Source organism: Sinorhizobium fredii NGR234 (assembly GCF_000018545.1).
GTDB classification, from domain to species: Bacteria; Pseudomonadota; Alphaproteobacteria; order Rhizobiales; family Rhizobiaceae; genus Sinorhizobium; species Sinorhizobium fredii_A.
In genome coordinates this window covers 1889961-1902052 of the sequence record NC_012586.1, presented here as the reverse complement: position 1 = coordinate 1902052, position 12092 = coordinate 1889961, and the positions used below count along the sequence as shown (strand labels likewise).

At 62.0% G+C, this 12092-nt stretch carries 12 protein-coding genes; 7 read left to right on the top strand and 5 right to left on the bottom strand.

The window, feature by feature from the left end; all coding sequences use genetic code 11:
- The first annotated feature begins 139 nt into the window (after positions 1–139).
- The gene (locus NGR_RS08930; protein WP_015887932.1) at positions 140–466 is read left to right on the top strand and encodes a hypothetical protein; all 327 of its coding nucleotides are present in this window, start codon (positions 140–142) and stop codon (positions 464–466) included.
- A gap of 627 nt (positions 467–1093) precedes the next feature.
- Here the strand turns inward: NGR_RS08930 and NGR_RS32270 are convergent.
- Positions 1094–1255: a Thivi_2564 family membrane protein gene (locus NGR_RS32270; protein WP_014331478.1), complete on the bottom strand. Its 162-nt coding sequence runs from the start codon at positions 1253–1255 to the stop codon at positions 1094–1096.
- Between the two features lie 271 nt (positions 1256–1526).
- Between NGR_RS32270 and NGR_RS08925 the strand changes: the two genes are divergently transcribed.
- The 6 genes from NGR_RS08925 (at position 1527) to NGR_RS08900 (ending at position 9046) form a co-directional block, all read left to right on the top strand.
- Positions 1527–2549 carry a LacI family DNA-binding transcriptional regulator gene (locus NGR_RS08925; RefSeq protein WP_015887931.1) on the top strand — a complete coding sequence of 341 codons (1023 nt, stop codon included), beginning with the start codon at positions 1527–1529 and terminating at the stop codon, positions 2547–2549.
- A 78-nt stretch (positions 2550–2627) separates the two neighbouring features.
- On the top strand, positions 2628–3863 hold the full coding sequence (locus tag NGR_RS08920; RefSeq protein WP_015887930.1) for an ABC transporter substrate-binding protein: 1236 nt from the start codon (positions 2628–2630) through the stop codon (positions 3861–3863).
- Between the two features lie 388 nt (positions 3864–4251).
- The gene (locus NGR_RS08915) at positions 4252–5169 is read left to right on the top strand and encodes a carbohydrate ABC transporter permease (protein ID WP_015887929.1); all 918 of its coding nucleotides are present in this window, start codon (positions 4252–4254) and stop codon (positions 5167–5169) included.
- Positions 5166–6029 (top strand): carbohydrate ABC transporter permease, encoded by an 864-nt coding sequence (locus NGR_RS08910; RefSeq protein ID WP_015887928.1) that lies wholly within the window; start codon positions 5166–5168, stop codon positions 6027–6029. The genes NGR_RS08915 and NGR_RS08910 overlap by 4 nt, the downstream gene beginning before the upstream one ends.
- A 17-nt stretch (positions 6030–6046) precedes the next feature.
- Positions 6047–7969 (top strand): glycoside hydrolase family 127 protein, encoded by a 1923-nt coding sequence (locus NGR_RS08905; RefSeq protein ID WP_015887927.1) that lies wholly within the window; start codon positions 6047–6049, stop codon positions 7967–7969.
- Positions 7970–9046 carry an ABC transporter ATP-binding protein gene (locus NGR_RS08900; protein ID WP_015887926.1) on the top strand — a complete coding sequence of 359 codons (1077 nt, stop codon included), beginning with the start codon at positions 7970–7972 and terminating at the stop codon, positions 9044–9046.
- A gap of 16 nt (positions 9047–9062) precedes the next feature.
- Here NGR_RS08900 and NGR_RS08895 read toward each other — a convergent pair whose 3' ends face one another.
- The 4 genes from NGR_RS08895 to NGR_RS08885 form a co-directional block, all read right to left on the bottom strand.
- A complete protein-coding gene (locus NGR_RS08895; RefSeq protein WP_015887925.1) occupies positions 9063–9308 on the bottom strand; it encodes a hypothetical protein in 246 nt (81 codons plus the stop codon).
- A 130-nt stretch (positions 9309–9438) separates the two neighbouring features.
- A complete protein-coding gene (locus NGR_RS33080; RefSeq protein ID WP_240545076.1) occupies positions 9439–9840 on the bottom strand; it encodes a helix-turn-helix transcriptional regulator in 402 nt (133 codons plus the stop codon).
- Entirely contained in the window at positions 9821–10414 is a 594-nt protein-coding gene (locus NGR_RS33075) for a cupin domain-containing protein (protein WP_015887923.1), read from the bottom strand. The genes NGR_RS33080 and NGR_RS33075 overlap by 20 nt, the downstream gene beginning before the upstream one ends.
- Positions 10415–10761: 347 nt before the next feature.
- Complete coding sequence (locus tag NGR_RS08885) at positions 10762–11580, bottom strand: response regulator transcription factor (RefSeq protein WP_015887922.1); 819 nt, start codon at positions 11578–11580, stop codon at positions 10762–10764.
- Positions 11581–12092 lie beyond the last annotated feature (512 nt).

The following is a 12092-nucleotide window of genomic DNA, read 5'->3' as shown; positions in this document are numbered from 1 at the left end:
GCAGGGGCAAGCGCCAGATCTAGATCTTTCTTCCTACTGTCCTTGCCGGAAAAGCGTCACAGTTTCGGGCGAAGGCCTCGGTGAGCCCGGAGAGCCTTCCGGCGGAATTGTTATCAGCAACACACGCGGAGGAACGCCCTTGAACGCCAGTCCGAACGATCTTGCGCTGATTGCCGTCATGCGCCGGTATTTTCTGGTGAAGGACGAGACGAATGCTTTGAAGCAGCGGCTGGAGGCCGCCCGCAAGGATGCCGATGAAGAAATCGACCGCTTCTACGACCCGCGGCTGAACGCCCCCCATGCCGACGATATCCTCGCCTGGCACCGGCTCCGGAAGGAACAGGAGGAACTGATGAGCCTTGCCGCGCAATGGGGGAGAGGCGGCAGTATCGAGGCCTGTCATATCGCGGTAGAGGCGCCGACGGCGACCGTTCAGATGCTGGGCATCCACGCCCTGACGGACTGACGGGCGCCCGTGCAGCGGCGCTCGCGAAGGACATCGGCCACGCGGGCGCAGCTCTCAAGCCCGCTCGGAAAACGAGGGAGAAAACACTCGCGCCCGGGGCGGGCGCGAGGTTTCCCAAACGAGGTGGCCCGCCGGACTATTGCGCCGGTGCGGGCGTCGCGGGCGCGGGCGTGGCTGGCGCCGGGGTAGCCGGTTCCGGTGTCGCCGGCGCGGGTGTTGCTGGTGCTGGTGTTGCCGGTTCGGGTGTCGCAGGCGCAGGCGCAGGTTCCGCCGGTGCAGGTGCAGGTTCTGCGGGTGCCGGTGCCGGTGGCGTTTCGGCTGTCTGTTCGGTGCCACCCGGCATCAGGAAAATTACCGCGAGGATGACAATCGCGACCACTATGATACCGATGATCACGTTTCTGTTCATTGCGTAGTTCCTCCGATACTGGAGACCATCTTCGGTTGACGAGTCTCGACTCGATTATTGGAGCGGCCAGTCTGCTTTGCAATCAGAGATCAGTGACGCGGCCATAATCGCCCTTGATCAGGGTGATTCGCAACCCAGTTGCCTGATTCAGGCTCCTGCGCGTCCGCAGACACCCGCGGCGGACTGCGCCGCGGGTGACTGCCGTTCGCAGCACGCCCCTAGAAAACCGCCAGATACCTCAGCAACGACAAGACGCCGATGATGATCACGATGGCTTGGACGATCTGCTTGGTGCGCCCGTCCAGCGGAAGCCGGTTGACGAGGTAGAGCACCAGGATAACGACGAGAAACGTCACAAGCACGCTGATCAGTAAGGACATGTATTTCCGCTCCTGTTGCGTTGGGATACGAAGCTATACCTATGGGAGTGGAAGCGGAAGAAAAGGGCCACGTCCGCATCGCATCCATCCAGTTTGCGGCGACGAAGCCCCAGAGGCGCTGGTTGTTCCGGGCCGAGAGCGCTGATGCAGGAAAGTGGGGCGTCGTGAGCGGGGCCTTCCTATCCACCTCAACCAGTTTGACGACCCCAGGCAAACATAAGTAGACATGAGAAAACGTTTTCTCATGTCTATTCTTGGGTGAGGAGCCGATTTGACGACGCAGCGGGCCAAAAGCGGACGCGTGACGATCCACGATCTGGCACGGGAAGCCGGCGTCAGCGTCTCGACGGTGTCGAAGGCGTTGAACGACAACGGCCGCATGGCCGCCGAGACCCGGGCGCGGATCAAGCGGATCGCCGCCGAAATAGGTTTCCGGCCGAACGCCCTGGCGCGCGGGTTGCTTTCCAGCCGGTCGTTCACCATCGGGCTCTTGACGAACGACACCTATGGCCGGTTCACCCTGCCGGTCATGGCGGGCATTTCGGAGGCATTGGTCGATCACGGCGTCTCGGTCTTCCTATGCGCGATCGAAGACGATCCGGCCCTCGGCAAGGTCCATGTCGACGCCATGCTGGACAAGCAGGTGGATGGCATCATCGCGACAGGCAAGCGGATCGACAGGTCTCTCCCGGTCGATCTCGCTGGCCTGCCGGTGCCCGTCGTCTATGCCTTCACCGCGGGGGCTCCCGAAAGCGTGACGCTCATGGCGGACGACGCGCAGGGTGCGGCCCTTGCAACGGCCTGGCTCAAGAAGCTCGGCCGTTTGCGGCTCGTGCATATCACGGGGCCTGAGGATTTCGTTTCCGTCCGCGAGCGCGCCGCCGCCTTCTCAAGGGAGGCGGGCGAGGATGCGCCGGTGCTTTACGGTGTCTGGTCCGAGCGCTGGGGACATGAGGCGATCGCCGAACTCTGGAGTGCCGAGGAAGGGCCGCCGGACGGCATTTTCTGCGGAAACGACCAGATCGCCCGCGGCGTGATCGATGCCCTGAGGGAGCGTGGCGTCAAGGTGCCGGACGACGTTTCCGTCATCGGCTTCGACAATTGGGAAATCCTCGCCGAACAGACGCGCCCGCCGCTGACGACGGTCGACATGAATTTGAAGGAACTCGGCAGGGAGGCCGGGTTGATGGTGCTTGCGCTCGCCGAGGGACGCCCGACCGAGCCGGGTTTGCGCAAATTGCCCTGCAAGCTGGTCGTCCGGCACTCCTGTGGTGGAGCCGCCAGGCCTGAATAGAGGTGGCGGTCGAGGGCGATGGAACGAGGAGGAGGAGCCTGCATTGGAAGCGGCTCCGGTCAAGAGGAGGAATGGAAAGTGTTGAAAAGATTGCTTGCCGCAACGACGCTTGCCTACGGGCTCGGGCTCTCCGTTGCTTCTGCCGAAACGATCAGCATGTGGGTTCGCACCGGCATCGGCGACTCCTTCAAGGAAGTCGTCAAGGCCTACAATGCAAAAGGTGAGGACAAGGTCGAACTGACCGAAGTTCCCTTTTCCGAACTCGTTCAGAAATACGCCACCGCCATCGCCGGCGGACAGGCGCCGGACGCGCTGTCGCTGGACCTGATCTACACGCCCGCCTTCGCCGCCGCGGGCCAGCTCGAGAACCTGACCGACTGGGCGAAAGCGCTGCCCTATTTCAACTCGCTGTCGCCGTCGCATGTCAAGCTCGGCACCTATGAGGACAAGGTCTACGGCCTGCCGCTTTCGGTCGAGACGTCGATCTTCGCCTGGAACAAGGAACTCTACCGCAAGGCCGGCCTCGATCCGGAAAAGGCGCCGAAGACCTGGGAGGAGATTAGCGCCAATGCCGAGAAGATCCGCGCGCTCGGCGGCGACACCTACGGCTTCTACTTCTCGGGCGGCGGCTGCGGCGGCTGCATGATCTTCACCTTCACGCCGCTGGTCTGGGGTGCGGGTGCCGACATCCTTTCCGCCGACAGCAAGAAGGCCACGCTGGACACGCCTGAAATGCGCAAGGCGGTCGACATCTATCGCAACCTCGTTGCCAAGGACACGGTTCCGGCCGGTTCGGCAAGCGACAACGGCGTCAACTTCCTGACCTTCACCAACGGCAAGATCGGCCAGCAGAGCATCGGTGCCTTCGCCATCGGAACGCTGGTCACCCAGCATCCGGAGATCGACTTCGGCGTCACGCTGATCCCCGGGGTCGACGGCAAGCCCTCGTCCTTTGCCGGCGGCGACAACTTCGTCGTCACCAAGGGAACGCCGAAGCTGGAGACGGTCAAGAAATTCCTCGAATACACCTATTCGATGGAAGGCCAGAAGATCATGGCGAAATACGGCAGCCTGCCGACCCGCGGCGATATCGCCGGTGAGGTTCTCGAAGGGCTCGATCCGCGCCTCAAGGTCGGCATTGAGGCGATCGCCGTCGCCAAGACGCCCTATACGCTGCAGTTCAACGACCTGATCAACTCGTCGAATGGCCCTTGGGCAACCTTCATCAATGCGGCGATCTACGGCGAGGACGTCGACGGCGCTTTCTCGAATGCGCAGTCCGAGATGCAGTCGATCATCGACGCGGGCCAGTAAGATGGCCCGCGTGGGAGGAGCGTGCGCGGTTCGCCGTCCACGCCCCGCGCTTCAACTCTTCGGGGTCGATCACATTGGAATGGCGAGAACCGAAAAAGCGGGTGCCGATACCCCCCTCTGCCCTGCCGGGCATCTCCCCCACAAGGGGGGAGAACACGAGGGTGCGAGCTCTTCGCCTCCTCACCTCGACAAGGTCAATCTCGCTGCGCCTGGTAGGCTCGACGCATAGCGGTGCCTCCCCGATCTCCCCCCTTGTGGGGGAGATGCCCGGGAGGGCAGAGGGGGGTGTTACCCTGGACCGACCAGCGATGTTGCGCTACCCGAGACCCGGCCGTTCGGTCCCCGCAAACCCAGGCGTGCTTGCGGCATTGCGAATTGTCTCAGAACCATGACGACGGCTGCTCTCACTTCGAGTACAGGGCGGCGGCGCACGCGTCGGCGGTCGGGCTGGCGCGGTCTTCTCTACATCGCGCCGGCAATGGCATTGGTCATCGTGTTCTTTGTCCTGCCGGTGCTCTTCACCGTCTGGATGAGCCTGCATAAGTGGCCGCTGCTCGGGCAACCGGCCTGGATCGGTTTCGGCAACTATGTTCGCATGATGAGCGACGCGCGCTTCATGACAGCGCTCGGCTTTACGGCGCATTATACGATCATCGTCACCATCGCGATCTTCGCCGTTGCCTTTCCGCTGGCGATCTTCGTCGAGAAACAACGGCCGCTGGTTTCCGTCTATCGAACGATCATCTTTCTGCCGGTGGTCGTCGGGTTGGCCTCGGCCTCGCTGCTTTGGGTGTGGCTTGCCAATGTCGACAGTGGCCTCTTTACGCCGCTCATGCAGCGGCTCGGGCTGACCAGCGGCCGCCTCAACCTGCTTGCAACATTCGACGCGGCCTTCCTCACCATTATCGCCATGGTCGTCTGGAAGATCGCCGGCTTCACCATGATCATTCTCGTCACCGGCCTGCAGGCCATACCGGCCGAGCTTACCGAAGCTGCCCGCATCGATGGCGCCCGGCGCTGGCAGCGGTTCCGCTACCTCACGCTGCCGCTGATGCGCCGTACAATGGCGCTGGCGCTGATCCTGTCGGTCACGGGCTCCATCCTCGCCTTCGACCAGTTCTACATCATGACGAGCGGAGGGCCGCAGAACCGGATGATCTCCGTGGTGTACTATATTTTCAACCAGTCCTTCGTGTCCTTCAATCTGGGCTATGGCGCCGCCCTGTCGATCGCGCTGCTGGCGATCCTGGTGGCCATCAGCGTCGTGCAGCTCTGGCTGCTCAAGGTGGGAGACGACCGCCCATGAGGACGCGAAGCGAAATCCGTGCCCGCAAGGCGATGTGGGACAGGCTTGCCTATCACGGCATCGGGATCGGCACGGCCTTCTTCTTCCTGACGCCCTTCGCGGTCACGCTGCTGTCGTCCTTCCGCCCGAACAGCGAATCCGTCACGCCGCCACTGCCGCCATGGCCGCGTTCCGGCCTCAGTTTCGATGCCTATCGCGCGCTCGACGGCTTCGGTTCCGGCATCTGGCAGCACATGTTCAATTCGCTGGTGGTATCGATCGGCACGGTGCTGCTGACGGTCGCCGTCAGCGTGCTCGCCGGCTATGGCTTCTCGCGCTACCGCTTCCCGTTCAAGAACGTGCTCTTCGTGCTGGTCATCGCGACGCTGATGATCCCGTTCCAATCGATCCTGACGCCGCTCTTCATCATTCTGGCGCGCCTCGGCCTCAACAATTCGCTCTTCGGCCTCATGCTCGTCTATGTGACGCTGCAACTTCCTTTTTCGGTCTTCATGATGCGCAATGCCTTCGATGCCGTGCCGAAGGAGATCGAGGAAGCCGCCCGGATCGACGGCGCACGCGATCTCCGGCTTCTCGTCCGGGTGCTGCTGCCGCTTGTCATGCCCGGCATCGCGACCGTGTCGATCTTCGCCTTCCTCAATGCCTGGAACGAGTTCTTTGCGGCCCTCGTGCTGCTCTCCAGCAACGACAATTATACCCTCCCGGTGCTGATGACCGCCGTGCGTGCCGGCCGTCTCGGCGCGATCAACTGGGGTGCGGTTCAGGCGGGTGTCGCCGTCATGGTCGTCCCCTGCCTCATCGTCTTCCTTCTGCTGCAACGCTACTACATGCGCGGGCTGATGGCCGGCGCGGTCAAATAACCAGAGAAAGGCACATCATGAGCAACAAGGACCGTCAGTTCAGGCCCGTGGCCGTACCGGATGTCCGGGTCGGGGGATTCTGGGGCAAGTGGCAGGATGCCGTCTGCAACGCCACGGCCGAGATCCTGCTCGACCGTTGCGTCGAGGCGGGCATGCTGCAGGCGCTCGATGTGAGGCGCCCCAACCCGGGGATCATCATCCCCATCCAGCCCTGGGGCGGAACGACGCAGATGTTCTGGGACAGCGATCTGGCGAAATCGATCGAAACCATCGCCTATTCGCTCTACCGTCAGCCCAATCCGCGGCTGGAGGACAGGGCCGATGAGATCATCGACATGTACGAACGGCTGCAGGACAAGGACGGCTATCTGAACACCTGGTTCCAGCGGATGCAGCCGGATCGGCGCTGGACGAACCTTCGCGACCATCACGAGCTCTATTGCGCCGGGCACCTGATCGAGGCGGCGGTCGCCTATTTCCAGGCGACCGGCAAGCGCAAGCTGCTCGACGTCATGTGCCGCTTTGCCGACTACATGATCGGCAAATTCGGCCACGGCGAAGGGCAGCTTCCCGGCTATTGCGGCCATCAGGAGATCGAGCTCGCGCTTGTCAAGCTGGCGCGCGTCACCGGGGAGAAGAAATATCTCGCTCTTTCGAAGTTCTTCATCGACGAGCGCGGCCAGGAGCCGCACTTCTTTACAGAGGAGGCGATCCGCGATGGGCGTTCGCCGAAGGACTACATCCAGAAGACCCACGAATACAGCCAGTCCCACGAGCCCGTGCGCCGGCAGAAGAAGGTCGTCGGTCACGCGGTCCGCGCCATGTACATGTATTCCGGCATGGCCGATCTCGCCACCGAGTACAAGGACGACACGCTTACTGAAGCGCTCGAAACGCTGTGGGACGACCTGACGACGAAGCAGATGTACGTGACGGGCGGCATTGGCCCCTCCGCGAAAAACGAAGGCTTTACCGACTATTACGACCTGCCGAATGACACGGCCTATGCCGAGACCTGCGCCTCGGTCGCCTTGGTCTTCTGGGCAAGCCGCATGCTGGGGCGCGGACCGAACCGGCGCTTTGCCGATATCATGGAACAGGCGCTCTACAACGGCGCGATCAGCGGCCTTTCGCTGGACGGCAAAACGTTCTTCTACGATAATCCGCTGGAGAGCACCGGCAAGCACCATCGCTGGAAGTGGCACAATTGCCCCTGCTGCCCGCCTAACATCGCCCGGCTCGTCGCCTCGGTCGGCGCCTACATGTACGGCGTGGCGGCCGACGAGATCGCCGTCCATCTTTATGGGGAGAGTACTGTGCGGCTGGAACTGGGCGGCTCGCAGGTCACGTTGCGGCAGGTCACCAACTATCCGTGGGAGGGTGCGGTTTCGATCAGGATCGAACTCGACGAGCCACGGCATTTCGCGCTGTCGCTGCGCATTCCGGAATGGGCGGATGGCGCTCGTGTCGCGGTCAATGGAAGCAGTATCGACCTCGATGGCGTGATGACGGATGGCTATGCCCTGATCGAGAGGGAATGGTCCGATGGCGACGAGATTTCGCTCGACTTGCCGCTGAGGCTTCGGCCGCAATACGCCAATCCAAAGGTCCGGCAGGATGCCGGCCGCGTGGCGCTGATGCGCGGACCGCTGGTCTATTGTGCCGAGGAGGTCGACAATGGCGGCGATCTCAACACGATCGTCGTGCCGGAGGAACTGCCCGAGGCGAAGACGGCGATCCTGCAGGACCTCGAAGGGGCGGTGGCCGTCGAGCTGCCGGTCGAGCGCGAGGACACGGCCGACTGGGGCAACACGCTCTATCGCGCGGCGCCGGCGGCGAGGAGGGGCGCGCTCCTGCGTCTGGTGCCCTACCACCTCTGGGACAATCGCGCGGCCGGCGAAATGCTCGTCTGGCTGCAGGCCGAAAGGCGTGGCGCCTAGATGACGGAACAGGACAGGATTGGTGTAGCGCTCAACGGGGTGCGCAAGAGCTATGGCGCGCTGCAGGTCGTTCATGGCATCGATCTGACGATCCGGGACGGAGACTTCGTCGTCTTCGTCGGCCCGTCGGGCTGCGGGAAATCGACGCTCTTGCGCATGATCGCCGGGCTCGAGGAGGTGACCGACGGCGAAATCGCCATCAAGGGACGCGACGTGACCGATCTCGATCCCTCCGAGCGCGGCATCGCCATGGTCTTTCAATCCTATGCGCTTTATCCGCACATGAGCGTGCGCGACAACCTCGGCTTCGGACTGAAGATGGCGCGGACTGACCGCGCGGAAACCGAGCGCCGCGTCGGGCAGGCCGCCGAAATTCTCAAGATCGACCACCTGCTCGACCGGCGACCGGGACAATTGTCGGGCGGTCAGCGCCAGCGCGTCGCGATCGGCCGGGCGATCGTGCGCAAGCCGGACGTCTTCCTGTTCGACGAGCCGCTCTCCAACCTCGATGCCGAGCTGCGCGTCTCGATGCGGGTCGAGATCGCCCGGCTGCATCGCGACCTCGGCAACACGATGATCTATGTGACGCATGATCAGACGGAGGCGATGACGCTCGCCGACCAGATCGTCATCCTGCGTGACGGAAGGATCGAGCAGACAGGCACGCCGCGCGACGTCTATGAAAATCCCGTCAACACCTTCGTTGCGGGCTTCATCGGTTCGCCACGCATGAACCTCCTGGATGCGGAATGGCGAGGCGCGGGAAGGGTACGGCTTGCCGACAGTGAGATCGGGGCCTGCCTGCACGCGCATCAGGCCGGCGAAAGGATCGTCGTCGGCATGCGGCCCGAACATATCCGGATCGTCGCCGGCGGGCCGGATGCGGTCAAGGCGACCGTGGAATTCACCGAGTATCTCGGCGGCACGCGCTATGTCTATTGCAAGCTCGGCGATGCGCAGAATGTCGTGGTGGAGCTGCGGGAAGGCGACGACATTCCGTCAGGATCGACGGTATGGTTGACGGTACCGCCCGACCGGCGGCGGTACTTCGACAGCAGTGGCGCGCGGATCGGCTGAGGCTGGCGGAGGCGCCTCAGGCGTCGCCAAAGTGCGCGCGCCTCGCGTCAAAATTCGCAAGGCCGCGATAGCGGGTTGGAGTGCCGGCGGCCTCATGGCATCTGGCCAGACCTTCCAACCAGCGAGCCAGGTCCTCCGGGATCTCTGCCTGACCGCTTTCCATGGCCTCGACCCAGGAAAGCTGGCATTGGAGGGCGGATGTGATATCGATCGTCGTCCACCTCAAACGGGCGAGACATTCGGTAAAACGTTCGGGCGTCATCGGTTTCAGGCCTTCGTTCGTCGATTTGGCGTGATTCCTGTTTATCTGGCCCTGTGCCGCGCTGGGGTTCCTTCGGGAACAGGCGGCTCCAGAGCAGCCCGACCCGGGGGTGCACTTTCCAACCCCGGTCTCAGCCCTTGCCGCTGCGCATTGTTTGCGAAGGCAGGAGCCCGAAGCGCTTCCTGTAGTCGGCTGCGAAGCGGCCGAGATGCGTGAACCCCCATTTCAGCGCGATATCGGCGACGCTTTGGGCCTCATGCGTGTTCATGAGATCCTGGTGCGCAGCGGTCAGCCGCAACTCGTGCAGATAGGCCATGGGCGTGGTCATGCGGAACTGTCGAAATCCCTGCTGCAGGGTTCGCACGCTCACCTTCGCCGCCGCAGCAATATCGGCCATGGTGATCGGCTCGGAAATGTGCGCATGCATGAAGTCGATCGCCCATTTCACATGCCGCGGCGCCGGTAGCGGAACCGGGCTTCCGAGTTGGTCCGAGTAGCGGTGCGGAGCGGCCTCAAGCAGGAGATGGGTCACTGCATCGCCGAGCGAGGCAAGAGCCAACGGGGACTGCCGCAGCGGGGCGTTTCCACGCAGGCCGTTGCACGCGGTTTTCGACAAGCTGTGCCAAGGCGAGCCCCGGGCCGGCGGCAAGATCGATGTGCGGGTGGAATTCGAGGTTGCCAGTGATCGTCCGCTCCAGCATGTTGATCAGGTGGTTGGCGATCTTGCGGTGGTCAATGAACAGGGTGAGGTGTCGGCGGGAGCTATACAGCCGGACGCTTTCGCTGCGCGCCCCGTCAAGGATCGTGCCTTGACCGGGCCGCGACCAGATCTCCTTCGTACCGGGGTCGAACAGGGCGGTTCCCCGCGTCGGAAGAAAGATCAATAGCTTGTCGGTTGGTGCCTGCCTTTTGCATTGCAGGTCGCCTTCATAGGCGCAACTGCCGAAGGATATCGTCCCGGTCGAAAAGAATTCGCAGTCGAACGAGAGAGCTTCGCCGCTCAGCCGCTCGACCTTGATCGGAGAGGCGGGTGTGGACAAGACAGTCGCGAGTTCGTCCGGATCGTAGCCGCGAAACGACGTGGCTGTAATAGAAATCCTGTCCACTTCGCGGTTTCCCTCCCTCTGGAGGCGGGCTGACCACGGAGACGAACCTGACATAGGGCCGCTGGCCGCAGCTGCCGCGTTACCCTACCTTCCAGATCCCGGGTTCGTGAAATTATCCCGCCCATGCCATTCTCTGCGAAGCAAGAATCGCATGGCGTTATTCGTCGTTCTGGAAGGTTCAAAGCTCTACAAAAATATTGCACGGCAAAGACATCTCGGCGCCATGCGGACAGTATTTGCGCGCAGTGGATATTGCGTTTCAGGAAGCCGGCGGGGCGATCTACCTGCGATCGAACTCACTTTAAGAACAAAGACATGCAGCAGGCGCCGCACAAAGCGGTTTTCCGTCAATCACGGTTATCGGAGCCGGAATCTCGGTCGTTCGTCCGGTCTGGTTCCGGTGCCGGGGGGTGATCCGGAAAAAGATCGTAGATCTTGTAGGCGACCTCGGTCCTGTTGGCCGCCTTGATCTTCTTCATGATGTTGCGGACGTGAACCTTTACCGTGCTTTCCCGCAGGTTGAGCTCGTAAGCAATGACCTTGTTCGCCTTTCCGCGCCGCAGGGCCTCCACGACCTCCGCCTGACGATCGGTGAACAAACCGGCCAGGGGTCGTTCGGCGACGCCTCCCGTCTCGAACAGGTGACGCATCGCGAAGACACTGCGCGCGGGAACGAAGATGCCGCCAGCCAGGGAAAGCGAGACGGCCTCGATACAGACGTCCACGCTGACGGAGGAAGGAATATATCCCTTTGCTCCGCATTCCAGTACTTTCACGATCTGAGTCAGGTCTTCCCTGTCCGCCAGGACGATTACCGGAACCGGAGCGAGCTCCGATGCGAGTATTGTGATTTCCTGTTCAACAACCGGATCGTCGATCTTCCTGTCGGCGATATTCAAGAGGATTGCCGAGGGTGGCGTGTCCTCCTCGCGCTCCCGCCTCCATTCCTCGGAGGACTCGAACGTCAGAATGGGTCTGTCCGGATTGTCGGCGGCGATGTTTCGCGCAAGGCTGTCGCGCCAGAGAGCCCGCCCGTCGATGATGACAAGCGGCCGCTCTTGCAGCGGCCGCACGTCTGAATCCATTGCCAGTGGTTCATCGCCGGCCTCCTCGTGAGCAGGCCTGGTTTGGGCTTCCCCGCCATCCCTCGGGCTCGCTGAGTTCATGGCCGTGGCCCCTCGGCAGCTCGTGCAACGTCCGTTGCGGTCGAGAGGGTTGCTTTTGCATATTTACTTGATACGCCCGCTTCGCTAACCACATTCGCCTCAAAAAAAATACAAAATAAAAACAAATAAAGCATGGCTTACTGAAAATGGAGATCAGCGGAAATCGTCTCAAAATGAGATATCACTGATCATGGTCTTAAGTATCGGTCATTTGTAATTTTGTGAACAGTGCAAAATATGCGTACTCTTGAGGCAAGCAAGTGTGAAATTGCGTACCACTTTTGAGGCGGGCCTTTAATATCCGCTCCTCGTGATGCAGTTCGTGCCCGGGATAACGATATGCGGAAACAACGGCCTGGTCCCCAAAGCGCCTCGCATTAATATGCAGGAATGTGACGCGCTTTAGTGTGTGCAGCGAAGAATAGATTGGGGGCCGCTATATTTGTGGGGAAGAAGACTTCCGAAACGCATTTCCTGTCGTCAAGCAATCCCCGCGTCCATGCGCCCCGGCA

Coding starts and splice junctions, on each gene's coding strand:
- NGR_RS32270 (WP_014331478.1), bottom strand. CDS start 1,255: ATGTCCTTACTGATCAGCGTGCTTGTGACGTTTCTCGTCGTTATCCTG.
- NGR_RS08915 (WP_015887929.1), top strand. CDS start 4,252: ATGACGACGGCTGCTCTCACTTCGAGTACAGGGCGGCGGCGCACGCGT.
- NGR_RS08910 (WP_015887928.1), top strand. CDS start 5,166: ATGAGGACGCGAAGCGAAATCCGTGCCCGCAAGGCGATGTGGGACAGG.
- NGR_RS08905 (WP_015887927.1), top strand. CDS start 6,047: ATGAGCAACAAGGACCGTCAGTTCAGGCCCGTGGCCGTACCGGATGTC.
- NGR_RS08900 (WP_015887926.1), top strand. CDS start 7,970: ATGACGGAACAGGACAGGATTGGTGTAGCGCTCAACGGGGTGCGCAAG.
- NGR_RS08895 (WP_015887925.1), bottom strand. CDS start 9,308: ATGACGCCCGAACGTTTTACCGAATGTCTCGCCCGTTTGAGGTGGACG.
- NGR_RS08885 (WP_015887922.1), bottom strand. CDS start 11,580: ATGAACTCAGCGAGCCCGAGGGATGGCGGGGAAGCCCAAACCAGGCCT.